The 13389-nt window shown below is 58.8% G+C and carries 16 protein-coding genes and 1 pseudogene; 8 read left to right on the forward strand and 9 right to left on the reverse strand.

Features of this window, described 5'->3' with window-relative positions; genetic code table 11:
• Nucleotides 1-62 precede the first annotated feature (62 nt).
• Together HU727_RS22180 and HU727_RS22185 are read right to left on the reverse strand one after the other, a co-directional pair.
• Nucleotides 63-869, reverse strand: a complete 807-nt coding sequence (locus tag HU727_RS22180; RefSeq protein WP_186533699.1) for an MOSC domain-containing protein — start codon at nucleotides 867-869, stop codon at nucleotides 63-65.
• 77 nt (nucleotides 870-946) lie between these two features.
• A complete protein-coding gene (locus HU727_RS22185) occupies nucleotides 947-1882 on the reverse strand; it encodes a chemotaxis protein CheV (protein WP_186533700.1) in 936 nt (311 codons plus the stop codon).
• A gap of 452 nt (nucleotides 1883-2334) precedes the next feature.
• Between HU727_RS22185 and HU727_RS22190 the strand changes: the two genes are divergently transcribed.
• The 3 genes from HU727_RS22190 (at nucleotide 2335) to HU727_RS22200 (ending at nucleotide 4807) form a co-directional block, all read left to right on the forward strand.
• On the forward strand, nucleotides 2335-2799 hold the full coding sequence (locus HU727_RS22190) for a hypothetical protein (protein ID WP_186533701.1): 465 nt from the start codon (nucleotides 2335-2337) through the stop codon (nucleotides 2797-2799).
• 458 nt (nucleotides 2800-3257) lie between these two features.
• The gene (locus HU727_RS22195; RefSeq protein ID WP_186533753.1) at nucleotides 3258-4151 is read left to right on the forward strand and encodes a sensor histidine kinase; all 894 of its coding nucleotides are present in this window, start codon (nucleotides 3258-3260) and stop codon (nucleotides 4149-4151) included.
• Entirely contained in the window at nucleotides 4148-4807 is a 660-nt protein-coding gene (locus HU727_RS22200) for a response regulator (protein WP_186533702.1), read from the forward strand. The genes HU727_RS22195 and HU727_RS22200 overlap by 4 nt, the downstream gene beginning before the upstream one ends.
• Here HU727_RS22200 and yegS read toward each other — a convergent pair.
• Entirely contained in the window at nucleotides 4791-5708 is a 918-nt protein-coding gene (yegS, locus tag HU727_RS22205; RefSeq protein ID WP_186533703.1) for a lipid kinase YegS, read from the reverse strand. The genes HU727_RS22200 and yegS overlap by 17 nt on opposite strands.
• A 316-nt stretch (nucleotides 5709-6024) precedes the next feature.
• On the opposite strand from yegS, the gene HU727_RS22210 reads away from it, so the two are divergent.
• Nucleotides 6025-6333: a hypothetical protein gene (locus HU727_RS22210; protein ID WP_186533704.1), complete on the forward strand. Its 309-nt coding sequence runs from the start codon at nucleotides 6025-6027 to the stop codon at nucleotides 6331-6333.
• 59 nt (nucleotides 6334-6392) lie between these two features.
• Here HU727_RS22210 and HU727_RS22215 read toward each other — a convergent pair whose 3' ends face one another.
• Both HU727_RS22215 and moaB read right to left on the reverse strand, forming a co-directional pair.
• A complete protein-coding gene (locus HU727_RS22215) occupies nucleotides 6393-7580 on the reverse strand; it encodes a molybdopterin molybdotransferase MoeA (protein ID WP_186533754.1) in 1188 nt (395 codons plus the stop codon).
• Nucleotides 7581-7602: 22 nt separating this feature from the next.
• Complete coding sequence (gene moaB / locus HU727_RS22220) at nucleotides 7603-8142, reverse strand: molybdenum cofactor biosynthesis protein B (protein WP_186533705.1); 540 nt, start codon at nucleotides 8140-8142, stop codon at nucleotides 7603-7605.
• A gap of 81 nt (nucleotides 8143-8223) precedes the next feature.
• On the opposite strand from moaB, the gene mobA reads away from it, so the two are divergent.
• Nucleotides 8224-8826 carry a molybdenum cofactor guanylyltransferase MobA gene (gene mobA / locus HU727_RS22225; protein ID WP_186533706.1) on the forward strand — a complete coding sequence of 201 codons (603 nt, stop codon included), beginning with the start codon at nucleotides 8224-8226 and terminating at the stop codon, nucleotides 8824-8826.
• A gap of 77 nt (nucleotides 8827-8903) precedes the next feature.
• The gene (locus HU727_RS22230; RefSeq protein ID WP_016770600.1) at nucleotides 8904-9125 is read left to right on the forward strand and encodes a YgdI/YgdR family lipoprotein; all 222 of its coding nucleotides are present in this window, start codon (nucleotides 8904-8906) and stop codon (nucleotides 9123-9125) included.
• Between the two features lie 81 nt (nucleotides 9126-9206).
• Here HU727_RS22230 and HU727_RS22235 read toward each other — a convergent pair whose 3' ends face one another.
• The 3 genes from HU727_RS22235 to HU727_RS22245 all read right to left on the reverse strand — a co-directional run bounded on the left by HU727_RS22235 (nucleotide 9207) and on the right by HU727_RS22245 (nucleotide 10833).
• Nucleotides 9207-10097 carry a pseudouridine synthase gene (locus HU727_RS22235; RefSeq protein ID WP_186533707.1) on the reverse strand — a complete coding sequence of 297 codons (891 nt, stop codon included), beginning with the start codon at nucleotides 10095-10097 and terminating at the stop codon, nucleotides 9207-9209.
• A 68-nt stretch (nucleotides 10098-10165) separates the two neighbouring features.
• Nucleotides 10166-10483: a transcriptional regulator gene (locus HU727_RS22240; protein ID WP_186533708.1), complete on the reverse strand. Its 318-nt coding sequence runs from the start codon at nucleotides 10481-10483 to the stop codon at nucleotides 10166-10168.
• A gap of 113 nt (nucleotides 10484-10596) precedes the next feature.
• Nucleotides 10597-10833 (reverse strand): glutaredoxin family protein, encoded by a 237-nt coding sequence (locus tag HU727_RS22245; protein WP_186533709.1) that lies wholly within the window; start codon nucleotides 10831-10833, stop codon nucleotides 10597-10599.
• 198 nt (nucleotides 10834-11031) lie between these two features.
• On the opposite strand from HU727_RS22245, the gene HU727_RS22250 reads away from it, so the two are divergent.
• Nucleotides 11032-12744: a cation:proton antiporter gene (locus HU727_RS22250; protein WP_186533710.1), complete on the forward strand. Its 1713-nt coding sequence runs from the start codon at nucleotides 11032-11034 to the stop codon at nucleotides 12742-12744.
• Here the strand turns inward: HU727_RS22250 and HU727_RS22255 are convergent.
• A pseudogene (locus HU727_RS22255) lies at nucleotides 12741-12891 on the reverse strand (ammonium transporter); the annotation flags it as partial. The gene HU727_RS22250 and the pseudogene HU727_RS22255 overlap by 4 nt on opposite strands.
• 182 nt (nucleotides 12892-13073) lie before the next feature.
• Between HU727_RS22255 and HU727_RS22260 the strand changes: the two are divergent.
• The gene (locus HU727_RS22260) at nucleotides 13074-13388 is read left to right on the forward strand and encodes an ElaB/YgaM/YqjD family protein (protein ID WP_186533711.1); all 315 of its coding nucleotides are present in this window, start codon (nucleotides 13074-13076) and stop codon (nucleotides 13386-13388) included.
• Nucleotide 13389: the final 1 nt, after the last annotated feature.

Raw genomic sequence — 13389 nt, forward strand, 5'->3', positions numbered from 1 at the left:
TTTCAAACCGCAAAAAAATGCCCGTGTCCAACGACACGGGCATTTTTTATTCCCGTTACCGCTTATTCCAGAATTTCCACCGGCATGCCGACTTCCAGGCGTCCGGTGCCGTCGTTGACCAGGTTCTGCCCGAACATGGCGCCATCCGCCGTGGCGCGGTGTTTTTGCAACGTCGCGAAGGGCTCGCGATCCGCACTGCGCTCCCCGGTCTGCGGGTCGACGGTGGTCATGATGCAACGCGCGCAGGGCTTGACCACGCGAAACTCGATATCGCCGATGCGAATGCGCTTCCAGCCATCCTCGGCGTAAGCCGCGCTGCCTTCGATCACCAGATTAGGGCGGAACCGCAGCATCTCCAGCGATCGCCCCACTCTTTCTGAAAGGTCCAGCCGGGAGGCTTCGCCGATCAACAGCAATGGATAACCGTCAGCGAATGCCACCTGATCGTCATCCTTGCCAAAACCCGATTGCGTGGTTCGCGCACGCTCCAGCGGCATTTGCACCAGACGCGTCGGCTTGCCAATAAAATCGCTGACCCAGCGCGCAGCCTCTTCACCGGCGTCCGGTACGCGCAGAGTGTCACGCCAGAGGGTCACGCCGCGCAGGTCAGCGTTTTGAGCAGGTACGGGAATCTCGATCGAGCCCTGCTCAGGGGCGCTCAGGGTCAAACCGCCGCTGGGATTCCACAGCGCCGACAACTGGCTCATCTTCGCTTCGGCACGCTGGCTCAGAAAGCGTCCGCTGGCCTCGTCCACCAGCATCCAGCGTCGGTCGCCCACCAGCCCCAGCTTATCCAGCTCGATGCTGTGCAGCAGTTCGCCCTTGCCGGATTTCAACGGGTAACGATAAAGCGCACTCAGACGCAGCATGGCCAGCTTCCTGATGGAAAAACGCCACCCTATACGAGCGGCGTCATGGAATCAAAGTGCGGGAGCAAGCCGACGTCTCAGGCCGGCACTGCATCGAGCATCAGGCGCTGGCGCACCACATCGACCAGTTTGTCCGGCTGGAACTTGGACAGGAAATTGTCGCAGCCGACCTTCTTGACCATCGAGTCGTTAAAACTGCCCGACAAAGAGGTGTGCAACACGACATACAGGCTGCGCAAGCGCGGGTCGTTGCGAATTTCCGTGGTCAGGCGGTAGCCGTCCATTTCCGGCATTTCTGCGTCGGTGAAGATCATCAATAGCTTGTCGGTCATGTTGACGCCGGTGTCGGCCCAGGCCTTGAGCATGTTCAAGGCTTTCAGACCGTCGCTGGCGATATGCATTTTTACCCCGAGCTGACCGAGGGTATCGCGCAACTGCGAGAGCGCCACATTGGAATCGTCCACCAGCAACACTTCACGGCCCCGGGCACGCTCCAACACCGGATCTTCGAGTTTCTCGCGCGACACCTTGGCGTTGTACGGGACGATTTCGGCGAGGACTTTCTCAACGTCGATGATTTCCACCAGTTGATCATCGACTTTGCTGATGGCGGTCAGGTAATGCTGACGACCCGCGCTGGCCGGCGGCGGCAGAATGGCTTCCCAATTCATGTTGACGATGCGGTCGACACCGCCGACGAGGAAGGCCTGCACCGAACGGTTGTATTCGGTGACGATGATGGTGCTGTTCGGGCCTGGCACCAGCGGGCGCATGCCGATCGCCTGAGACAGGTCGATCACCGGCAAGGTTTGCCCACGCAGGTTAACCACGCCGCAAACAAACGGGTGACGCTGAGGCATCAGCGTCAGTTTCGGCAGTTGCAGCACTTCCTGGACCTTGAACACGTTGATCGCGAAGAGCTGGCGACCGGCCAGGCGGAACATGAGGATTTCGAGGCGATTCTCACCCACCAGTTGCGTGCGTTGGTCTACCGTGTCGAGAATGCCGGCCATCAATGACTCCTGGGCTTGTTCTGAAAATTCACTATGAGGGTTTATCGGCTGCACTCAGCTAATCTTGATAACTGCAAACGCGCCAGCAAAAATGCCACAAACGACCGTTGATGTCACACTGACATCATGCTTTACTGGCGCCAGTGATTTCATCTGCTACCTTCAATGCGGCGCGACCTCGGTTTGCGCGTTAGGTTCCCGCGCCTCAGGGATTCCCCTAGGAGCAATCAGGCCCAACCTGATATTCGCCATTTCCAATAGCCATTACTGTGACGCCATTCTCATTGCATGAACGGAGTCAGGCTTTTGTGTGCGATCGCAATTCAGTGGCAACCCATCCCCTGGAACCCCACGGTCGGTGCACCTGCACGACCCGGCGCGATCTGCCGACGATTCACCACCGTCGCCACACATGGCCATCCGTCAACCAACACGACGTGGTGGACATAAACATGCCAATCGACCGTAAAGACTGGGCGCAACGCTTCCCCGAATTTCTGGTCGAGGCTCAAACGCTCCTCGCGAAATCCGAAGAATGTGTGAGCCACCTGCAATTGATCAGTAACGACAAGGATGCGATCGACTGCATGCGCGGTAACCTGCTCAAACTCTCAGGCCGGGCCGAAGCGCTGGCCCTGGAGGCGATTTCGGAGTTTTCCCTGCACATCTACAGCCTCCTGGATTTGTCGCAGCCTCAGGTGGATTTGCATGAACAGGCGCTCCAGGCCTTGAAACAGTGCTTTACCCTGATGGCGTGGCAGCTCGAACTGATCGATCATAAAACCGGTCAGTTGAGCCTTGACGGTAGCGAACAGGCCGCCCTGCTCGAGGCTTTTGCGGCCGAGGTAGGCCAGAATCAGGTTCAGCCGGCGAGCAAACGTTTGCCCCTTTCGACGTTTTCGGCGCGTCAGGTCTGACGCGAGAGACGCGTCGCTGTCGTAATTGAATGGTTCGTACCTGCCAGCGACAAGTTCATTCAGATAATCAGACCCGATTCACGATTGTTTTCTTGCAGCGCTATCAGGGTTTTCCCTGTGTGCCAGTATCAGCCACTGCAGGTATTTCAAAGCTGTCCGAATACAAAAACCAAACTTTTTCCATTATGGAACTTGCGTCCAATGGCACGTATTTTCTGACTGAAAGGACATATATAGCAAACGCGACCGACGGTATGTTAAGTGGTATTATGCCGCCCGTTAGTTGTATTCAAGTTAATGGCACAGTGACTCCAGACTTCGATACCGTCGAAGTAGGCCTTCAATGACCGTTTATCCAAGCCGGCTTAACTTAATAGCATAATTGACAGTATTTCAGACAGAGACCGCCAGCCATCGGCCGGTCTGCCCGCAGCGAACATCCATTGGCTCCATCCGTTATGTACGCCAGTCTCAAGTCAATCACCACATGGCCACCCTCACGGGAAAACGCTCGCCGCTTCACACTCATCCTGTGCATCGCGGCAACGCTTGGCAGTCTGCTGGCCTACGCTTTTTCGGCGCGCGTCCCGCTGGGCTTGCTGGGACTCGAAATAGCCGCCACCGCCTGCGTCTGGGTGCAATACCGGTTATCGCGCAAGTCGATCAAGTTCCAGCCGCAAGAATTGGCCGATCGACTATTGCAGGTTCAGGAAAACGAACGTCATCGCCTCAGCCGCGAATTGCACGACGATATCGGTCAGTTACTGACAGCCGCGAAGTTGCAAAGTGAGTGGCTCAAGCGACGCCTGCCGGAAGATCTTCAGGAACACTGCACGGTGCTCTGCGACACGCTGGAGGAAACCCTCACCAAAGTGCGTGACGTCTCAGCCATCCTCAATCCGCGTCAATTGACCAGTCTGGGCCTTGAAGCGAGCTTGCGTGCGCACCTGCTCAAGACGCTGGCCAATACGTCGGTCAACTGGAGTCTCGACTGCCAGCAACGACTCAATGGCATTCCCGAGGAAATGGCCGTGGCAGCGTTTCGCATCGCTCAGGAGGCTGTGACCAATATCTTGCGACACGCACAGGCAAAAAATCTGTTGATTCGGGTACAGCGTCTGCCGCAAGGTTTGACCCTGCTGATCAGCGATGACGGTCTTGGCTTCGCCCCGGCGGCCGACCCGGCAAGAGAAGGCCAACGCGGCATGGCCGGCATGGCCGAGCGCATCGAACAACTCGGCGGCACGTTGAGCGTCGTCAGCGAGCCGGGCAAAGGCACTCGAATCGAAGCACTTTTCCCTTGGGCGCCTCGGGCACTCGAACGGGCCAGTACGAATAAGGTTATGCGTTGACTTGTAACTTACTTCTGGTGGATGACCACTCGCTGATCAGGGCCGGCGTACGCGCTCTGGTGCTGGATATTCCCGGTTACGCAGTTGTTGGCGAGGCCAATGACGGCTCACAGTTGCTCGAAATGGTCGAGCAACTGCGCCCTGATATCGTGCTGCTGGATATCTCCATGAAAGAAACCGGCGGGCTGGAAGCGCTGCAACGCCTCAAACGCGTCCGCCCGCAAAGCAAAGTGCTGATTCTGTCGATGCACACCGATCCGGCGCTGATCATGCAGGCGCTGGAATGCGGCGCTCATGGATACCTGCTCAAGGACACCACAGCCACTGAGCTTGAGCACGCGCTGGAGGCCCTGCGCAACAACGAGCGCTACTTGAGCCCGGCCATCGCCCACACGGTAATCACCCAGGCGCTGACCCGTAATCAGAAAAACCAGCCGGACGTTGCCGATTCACACAATCTGACGGCGCGACAGCTGGAGATCCTCAGGTTGATCGTACGGGGCAAGTCCACCCGGGAAATCGCCAATGGCCTGGGCTTGAGTGTCAAGACCGTTGAAACCCATCGCGCGCAAATCATGAAACGCCTGCAAATTTACGACGTAGCGGGGCTGGTGCTGTTCGCCGTACGCGAACAGATCATCAGCCTTGATGACTGATCGCATCATTGCTCGACAACAGCGGCGAGTCCTTCGGCAGATGGACTCGCAACGCCGCGGGACGCGCCTCGAACCGCATGCTTTCGCCTTCCAGCGGCTCCCCGTCAAGATTGATGTAGAGCCCCTCCGCCACCTTGATTTCCACCCACGGCAAGCGGGTGCGGACGAACATGCTGTCGATGCCGAAACCGTCGCTGAGCAGGTTCTTTAACGTGCCGACCAGTTCCTGAGGTGCCGGCAAAATGCTGATGTCCAGCAGCCCGTCATCGGCCAGCGCATGGGGACACAAGATATGCCCGCCACCCGCCTGGCGCCCGTTGCCGATGCCCAGCGCCAGCAGCTCGCCGCTCCAGTGAAAATCAGGCCCCTGCAGCTCGCCATAAGCGGCATGCAGTTCGCTGAATCGGGACAGCCCGGTAAACAGATACGCGGCGCCGCCCAAAATCTTTTTCAAGTCTTCCGAGGTATTGGCAGTGACCTGGCTGCCGAATCCGCCCGTGGCCATGTTCAGGAAGATCTGCCCACCCACGTCGCCCAGATCGATGGCTGAAGGTGAAACGTCGAGCAGTTCAAGGGCTTCGGCTGGCTCCAGCGAAACGCCGGCGGCGCGGGAAAAATCGTTGGCGGTGCCCAGCGGCAACAGTGCGAGACTGGCTTCGCGCGGGTGCAACGCAAGCGCTTCGGCAATGTCACGCAAGGTGCCGTCGCCGCCGCCGGCGATGATTTTCGTGTAACCGGCCGCCAACGCTTCCTCGACCAGACGCTGGGCGTCGCCGGCCTCCCAGGTCAACCGGACAGCCAGCTCCCAGCCTTGCTCGCGCTTGGCTTCGACGGCTGCGCGAACATCCTCGTTGAGTGCCTGTTTGCCATGCAGAATCAACAGTGCCCGGCGCTCACTCATAAACGTCACTCCAAGAATTGAATCGGTTGAGACATCTTGACCACTGTGCATCACAAAATAGCCGCAGGAATTACAATTAATTCAGCCGTTATGGGCCGTCGTCCTACAGAGCTTGTATTTTTTCTTACGAAACAAGAGGAATCGGCTTAATTGACCCGTTCAGGCCAATGGGTCACCGTGTGCCGGCAGCACTTACGATCAATCCAACAACACAAGGATGTGCCGGTAATGAACCCATACCCACGGATTTCTTTTAGTGAATCAAGAGATATAAAAGCCAGCAAGGGTGTAGCTGATACGGTCGGCGAGTACTTTCATGCAGAACCATGAAGCCAAGGCAACGATGAGCCCGGTAGCCGCTCTTGGCGAGAGTCGTGCCAGCAAAAAAACCGATTTCTGTCACAGCGCCAAGCCCACCGGAGAATTTGATATGGAATCCCGTGTCAGTGAGCTGGACACTCACTTCAAATACATGCGTCGCGACATGGACGAAGTGTTGAATGATGTCCGAACGATCAAACACCGCCTGGCTTATTCGGCGGGAGCAACCGCTGTATTGCTGGGGTTGCTGGGATGGGTGGCCAACAGCCGACTCGACCACCTGGTGACACTGATCAGCAACTAACCGAATGCATGACTGCACGCGTCGCCTGCAACAGCCGACGCGTGCATTTGCGAAGCGGGCTAACCCAGCAGCTCACTCAGCGCAATGAAACTCACTTCATCGCCTTCGATCAGCGTACTGCCCTCTCGCACTTCCACCAGTCCGTCCGCCCACGCAGCGCTGCGCAGCACACCCGAACTCTGGTTGCGGTAAATGATTGCCCGCCCCTGCTCGAGACGCCCACGCAAGTATTCGCGACGACTGCCGGCCACCGGCCAGACGAAGCCCGCCGGCACGGCAAACCTGAGTGGCTCGACGGCCTCGACACCCAGACGTCGCAACAGATAAGGCCGTGTCAGCAAGGCGAACGTCACCAGCGTAGAAGCGGGATTGCCAGGCAAGCCGATGACCGGCACGTTGCGAAAGTGACCGAACGTCAACGGCTTGCCAGGCTTGATGGCCAGCTTCCAGAGCGCCAGTTCGCCCTCTTCGCGCAACGCAATGCCGAGGAAATCCGCTTCACCGACCGAGACACCGCCGGTAGAAAGAATCAGATCGACCTTCTGCAATTCGCCCAGCCGGCTGCGCGTCGCGTCCAGATCATCCGGCAGGATTCCTGCATCAATCACTTCACACCCCAGACGCTGCAGCCAGCTGCACAATACAACGCGATTGCTGTTGTATATCTGCCCCGGCCCCAAGGCTTGCCCTGGCTCAACCAGTTCATCCCCGGTGGACAAAACCGCCACGCGCGGCTTGCGCACTACGTTCAGAGCGGCACAGCCCAATGACGCGGCCAGGCCCTGCTCAATTGGTCCCAACCGGGTCCCCGCTTGCAGAACCACTTCGCCGACCGTGGTTTCCTGGCCTTGCGGACGAATGTGCTGACCTGCCCTCATCGGCTCGGTGAAACGCACACGGCCATCAGCCTGAACCTCTACGTTCTCCTGCATCTCGACACAATCAGCGCCAGCCGGCAGCGGTGCGCCAGTGAAAATGCGCGCGCAGGTACCGGGTTCCAAAGGCGCTGGCGACTGGCCGGCAAACACCTTCTGGCTGACAGGCAACGGCTCGCCTTCCCAGTCAGGCAGGTTCAAGGCATAGCCGTCCATCGCGCTGTTAGGCCACGGCGGCAGATCGAGCGTCGAGACCAGGTCTTGCGCCAATACGCGCCCTTCGACTTGAGCCAGCGGCAAGTACTCACATTCGACAATGCGCGACGCATCGGCCATTTCAAGCAAACGCTCAAGTGCCGCTTCGACGGGCATCAAGCTACCGGTTTTACCCGGCTTACCCACGGGATTCACAAGGTGCCGCCTGCTTCAAATGAGTAACGAAGTTGCACGGACGATGACGGGCGTCCAGCTGCTCCGCGAGGATGCCGTCCCACCCGGTGCGCACCGCGTTGGTCGAACCCGGCAGGCAGCACACCAGCGTGCCGTTGGCCAAGCCTGCCAGTGCTCGGGACTGCACGGTCGACGTGCCGATGTCGGCCACGGAAATCTGGCGGAACAACTCACCGAACCCGTCGACCTGTTTGTCGAGCAGGCACGCCACCGCTTCGGGGGTGCTGTCGCGCCCGGTGAAACCGGTGCCGCCAGTGATCAGCACGACCTGAACCACATCCTCGGCAATCCAGTTGGCAACTTGCGCGCGAATTTTATAAAGATCATCTTTGAGCAGCACACGTTCAGCCAGCGCATGGCCCGCTGCAGTCAGACGATCGACGAAGACTTGGCCGGAGGTGTCGGTTTCCAGCGTTCGGGTGTCGCTGACAGTCAGCACCGCGATATTAAGCGGCACGAAAGGTACATCAGCCTTGGCTTTCATAGGCTCTTCCAGTTGTAGGGGAAACAGCCCGGTGTTATATCACAGCGGCTCATTTTTCCGCCGCCCCACTGGAGACTCGTCATGCCGTTTAATACCCGGTTGCCACCCTGCTCGGTTCTGCTTCTGGCAGGCGGACGCGGCCAACGGATGGGGGGGCAGGACAAAGGTCTTATCGAGTGGCAGGGCGAGCCATTGATTGCTCATCTGCAGCGCAAGGTGCGGTTGCTGACCGATGACTTGATCATTTCCTGCAACCGTAATCGCGAGCGTTATGCCGCGTTCGCCGATCAACTGGTCACAGATGACGAAAGCGACTTTCCGGGCCCCTTGGCCGGTATCCGCGCCGGCCTGAAAGCCGCGCGCCACTTGCACCTGCTGGTGTTGCCATGCGATGTCCCGGGAATTGACGAAGCGTTACTGGAAAACATGCTCCAGTGTGCCGATCAGCAACGTGAAAAACCTTTAATGATCCGTCATGGTGATCATTGGGAACCTTTGCTGTGCGTGATTCCGGTAGCGCTTCTGCCGGCATTCGAAACGGCCTGGGCTGACGGTGAACGCAGCCCGGGCCGTGTGATGCGCAGTCTCGGCGCCAGTGCATTGCAGTGCCCCGACAACGACCCGCGCCTGGCGAATCTCAACACCCCGCAATTGTTAAATCTGCACAACACTGTGTCAGACTGACACTATCAAGGAACTCTCACGCCTTGTTTACGTCTCAAGCTCAGTAACCAGAAGATTTCCCATTCGGAGACACACTCATGACTCAACGGACCCTCGCCACTTTCATGCTCGCACTGGGCCTGGCCACCCTCGCGGGTTGCTCCTCGCCGACAGTGATCACCTTGAATGACGGTCGCGAAATCCAGGCCGTCGACACCCCGAAGTACGATGACGATTCGGGCTTCTACGAGTTCCAGCAGCTTGACGGCAAAGAAACCCGCATCAACAAGGATCAGGTTCGTACCGTTAAAGAGCTGTAAGCTCTGGGTAACTACCGGATACGAAAAAGCCCGCATTGATATGCGGGCTTTTTCATGGGCGCTCGGAAAGTGAATTCACCTTCACCAGTGCAGGGTGATCAGGCTCTCGAACTCTCGGGCCTCACCGGTCACCGGGTCGATGAATCGCAGACCCTGCGCGAGCAGCTTCAACGGATTGGCGTAGTCATCTTCGACATCCTTCAGCACGGTCGGGTAAAACGGATCATTGCAGATACTCGCTCCCAACGCTGTCATGTGCACACGCAGCTGATGTTTCTTGCCAGTTACCGGAAACAGGCCATAGCGCCAAAGATCGCCGTTCTTCTCCCGCACTTCCACCGCCGTTTCGGTGTTGCTGACACCCGGCCCCTCCTGCATGCGGAAAAAGGGTTCGCCGTCGACCAGGCGGCTCTTGTGCACCAGGGGAAAATTCACCTCAGGCAGCGCCGGGGCGATCGCTTCGTAGCGTTTATCAATCTGCCGCGTCGGAAACAATGACTGGTAGGCCGAACGGGTTTGCGGATTCGCCGAAAAAATCACCAGCCCCGCCGTGTGCCGATCAATGCGGTGCAGCGGCACCAGATGCGGATTGTCCAGCCGACGGATCAGTCGGCGCAGCAACGTCTGTTCGACATATTCCCCGGCCGGCGTCACCGGCAGAAAGTGAGGCTTGTCGGCTACCACCAGATGTTCATCGGCATAAAGAATCGACTCGACCACCGGAATCGGTTTTTCGTCCGGCACTTCGCGAAAATAATGGATGCGAAGGCCTTCCTTGTAGGGCAAATCCAGCGTAATCGGTTGGCCTTGAGCATCCAGCACTCGCCCGCGAGCGATCCGGTCGAGCCACTGTTCCCGCTTGATGGCATGGAAATGCTCGCACAGGCAATCGAAAACCGTCAGCCACGGACCGGGCGGCAAGTACAACGTGCTGGCCTGATTTTGCGCAGCGTTAAAGCTAGATGTGGACATTCAAATACAGATCCTCAATGCAGGTCGGCATTATCCAGCACGAAGACAAAGCCACCTAGCGCGGATTCTCAAGCAGGAATCGATTTGAGTGCTGCTGCATCCGTGAACTCCTTCAACCAGCGCAACACATCGACCGCCTCCCAGCGTCCCGGATCATACAAGGCGTACAGCAAGCCCTGATAACCGACAACGTCCAGTTGCCTGTGATAGCCGGCCCGCTGAAACAGGGCTTCGATCTCGGCGAAGCACGTATTGAAATGCAGCTTGTTGAACGGCGTCTTGCCTTCCGTGACCAGCCCGTCCAGGCGCAATTCGAGGACGGCCTCGCGCACCACGTCGACCGACATCCGGTTCACGCTGCTCTTCAACTGTTCGACATTGACCACGGTTCATCCCTCTGACTCGATTGCTGTATGGACATACAGTAACCGAAGAGATCAGCGAGTGCCAACGCAAGGATGTGTTGCTGCGACCAGCGGGTGAACCAAGGCAATCCCCATCAGCGTAAAAACGCCGCAATTTGATCAGCATCGAAAGGCCAATCCAGCTCCGCGCCGGTGTCGACACGGCGCAGCACCGGGATGCGCAAGCTGTAGGCATCGTACGAGCATTGGTCTTCGGCAATGTCCACCAGTTCGACCAGCAAACCATGCTCGACGAAAGGCATCAGCTCGGCTTCCGCGACTTCACACAGATGACACCCCAGGGTGCCGAACAACTGGCATTCAGACGACATGATGGCTTGACCAAAAAATGACTCGAGCCCATTTTAGGACGCCCCGGAATCGCCGTCGACCCGTTGCCGTCCGGACGGCGCAAAGCCCCTGAGTAAAACCCTGACTCAAATCATTTCGCGCGAATTCCAATTGCGCCATCCTCCAGGACTTTTAGCCTCTACGCTTGAGAGGCCAACGCCCAGACAGCGGAGTGTCCCGTGTTTGCCAACCTGTTGATCATCCTCGCCTCATCCCTGGTGGTGATTGCCCTGTTCCGGCGCCTGCGATTACCGCCGGTGCTGGGTTACCTGTGCGTGGGGTTGCTGGTCGGGCCGAATGCATTCGACTGGGTCAACGAGAGCGAACACCTGCCGGACGTCGCCGAGCTGGGCGTGGTGTTTCTGCTGTTTTCACTGGGCCTGGAATTTTCCCTGTCGAAGATGATTGCGCTGCGTCAGGTGGTGTTTCGCCTGGGCAGTCAGCAAGTGCTGATCAGTACGGCCCTGCTCGGGATGCTGCTGACGTTGCTGGAGATGCCCGTGATCCCGGCGCTGTTACTGGGAGCGGGTTTATCGCTTTCCTCCACGGCGATTGTCACCAAAGAGCTGGGCAGTCTCGGTGAAGTATTCAGCACTCACGGCCAGAATGCGGTCGGTGTTTTGCTGTTTCAGGACGTCGTGGCCGTGCTGCTGCTGACGCTGGTGCCGGTGTTCGCCGGCACCAGCGAACAGGCGTGGTACTGGGCGTTGCCGCTGACCCTGGGCAAAACGCTGGTGCTGTTTTTCGGTCTGCTGCTCGCCAGTCGTTGGCTGCTGCCTCGGCTGTTTCATGAAGTGGCGGCGTCACGCTCGGCAGAGTTGTTCGTCCTGCTGGCGCTGGTGATCGTGCTGCTCACTGCCTGGCTTACACATTTGTTGGGCCTGTCCCCTGCCCTTGGCGCATTTCTCGCTGGCATGCTGCTCGGCGAGAGCCATTATCGGCATCAGATCGAGGCTGACATAAGGCCATTCCGGGACATCTTGCTCGGGGTATTTTTCGTCAGCATCGGCATGCTGATCGATCTGCAGCTGTTCGTCAGTCACAGCCTGCTCATCATCGCTTTGACCCTTGGCCTGATGCTGATCAAGGGCGTCGTGGTCGCGCTGCTGGTGAAGTGGCGCGGCAGCGACAGCGAAACGGCGTGGCGCAGCGGTCTTGCCCTGGCCCAGGGCGGCGAGTTCTGTTTCGCGCTGATGGCGCAGATGCAGCAAAACAGTTTGCTGCCGGCCGAGCCTGGCGCCCTGCTGCTCGCGGCGACGTTCTGTTCCATGCTACTCACCCCGCTCCTATTGCGCGCCGCGCCGCGCCTTGCCGCCGTGCTGCACCGCAAGCCCAATCAGGCAGCGCAAATCGAACAGATCAGCGCGCTGAACGCCGATCTCGACCAGCATGTGGTGATCTGCGGATACGGGCGCGTCGGCCAATCCATCGGTCGTTTCATGGGCAATGCCGGGCAAGCTTATGTCGCGCTGGACAACGACCCGGTGCGGGTCCAGGAGGCGGCGTCCGGGGAGAGCGAGGTGCATTACGGTGACTCGGCCCGGGGCGATTTGCTCACCGCCGTGGGCCTGTTGCGCGCCAGGTTATTGGTGATTGCCGTGGATCAAAGCGATGTAGCGCTGCGCATTCTCAGGGAAGCTCGCCGACTCAATCCCGAGGTCCCGATACTGGTGCGCACCCGCGACGACAGCCAGTCGGCCGAGTTGAAAGCCGCCGGCGCCACTGAAGTGGTGCCGGAGCTGCTGGAGTCGAGCCTCATGCTCGCCTCACACGCGCTGATCATGCTCGGCCTGCCAGCGCATCAGGTGCAGGAAAAAGTCGATCAGGTGCGCATCGATCGCTATCGCCTGCTCCACGGTTTCTATCCCGGAGCCCTTGATGACGAAGCCTAATCCTGATTCACCGAGCCGATCTTGTGCAGCGACAGATCGGCGCCGTAATACTCTTGTTCCTGACTCAGGCGCAGCCCGTGCAGTGCCGAAAATCCCGCAGGCAATCGCGCCCCAGACGCCACACACGCCATGCAGGGGCCAAACGCCCTGTCCTGTCATGAGCAGCGATCATATGCATCGGCGTTTCCCTGCTGGTACGCTCGGCAACAGCGCACAACCGCCGGGCGACGCACCACGACACAGCAAAAGTTGTACCTGCGATTTGTACTGAACCTTCGCGCAGGGCTCATACTCGAACGCTTCAAAGCCACCTACGGAGATCCACCCCCATGGCCAGCACCACGGCAAAGACTGCTCAAGAAATCCTGATGAACGACTTCCAGACACTGGTCGCCGACACCGAACGCTTGCTCGAGCACACCAAGACCCTCGCTGGCGATCAGGCAGATGAGCTGCGCGGACAGATTCATGAAAGCCTGCTGCGCGCCCGGGAGACCCTGAAGCTGACCGAGGACACCCTGCGCGAGCGTGGCCAGGCGGCGGTCACCGCCACTGAAGACTATGTGTCGGCCAACCCGTGGCAGTCCGTCGGCATCGCTGCCGGCGTCGGCTTCCTGATCGGCCTGCTGGCCACTCGGCGCTGAT

Source organism: Pseudomonas khorasanensis, from assembly GCF_014268505.2.
GTDB classification, from domain to species: domain Bacteria; phylum Pseudomonadota; class Gammaproteobacteria; order Pseudomonadales; family Pseudomonadaceae; genus Aquipseudomonas; species Aquipseudomonas khorasanensis.